This window comes from Intestinimonas sp. HCP28S3_D6, from assembly GCF_052065695.1.
In the GTDB taxonomy this organism is placed as follows: domain Bacteria; phylum Bacillota; class Clostridia; order Oscillospirales; family Oscillospiraceae; genus Intestinimonas.
This window is the reverse complement of the sequence record NZ_JBQHTM010000149.1, coordinates 1-600: the sequence shown is the minus strand read 5'-3', so window position 1 is coordinate 600 and position 600 is coordinate 1. Positions and strand designations below refer to the sequence as shown.

1 protein-coding gene is annotated in these 600 nt (G+C 58.7%); it reads right to left on the bottom strand.

Going from position 1 to position 600, the window contains the following annotated elements:
- Positions 1 to 53: 53 nt before the first annotated feature.
- Positions 54 to 600 (bottom strand): IS256 family transposase (locus ACTNBK_RS17175; protein WP_441147912.1); only part of this gene is annotated, 547 nt, incomplete at its 5' end.

The following is a 600-nucleotide window of genomic DNA, read 5'->3' as shown; positions in this document are numbered from 1 at the left end:
GGTGCCGTCAAGATTTATGCGCAAAATTATTTGCAGGCTCCGGCTGAATGAAGTCAACCGGCAATAGAGGCGTCGTCCAGAGCCGCCTCCAAGTGCTTCATGTTCATGTATTTTTTGCAGCCCCACTGGGTGCCCGCCACATGGCGGAGCCGGGCGCAGACCAGCATCAGGGCGGAGTTGCCGTCAGGGAACGTCCCTACCACTCGCGTCCGTCGGCGGATCTCACGGTTCAGCCGCTCGATCGCGTTGTTGGTACGGATGCGCGTCCAGTGTTCGCTGGGAAAATCGCAGTAGGTCAGCGTCTCCTCAATGCCGTCCTCGACCTTCTTGGCAGCCTCCTTCAGCTTCATGGCGCGCAGCTCGGCAACGACGGCCTTTGCTTTCTCGCGGGATGCTTTTTTGCTCTCCTGGGCATGGATCGCCTTGAGCATTTTCGCCACAATTTTGACCTTGGATTTGGGCACAACAGAGAAAACATTGCGGTAGAAATGCACCGTGCAGCGCTGATATTTGGCATCTGGGAACACCTCGCCCACGGCCTCCAGCATCCCCATGCACTTGTCGCCGACGACGAGCTTTACGCCGTCCAGCCCGCGCCCG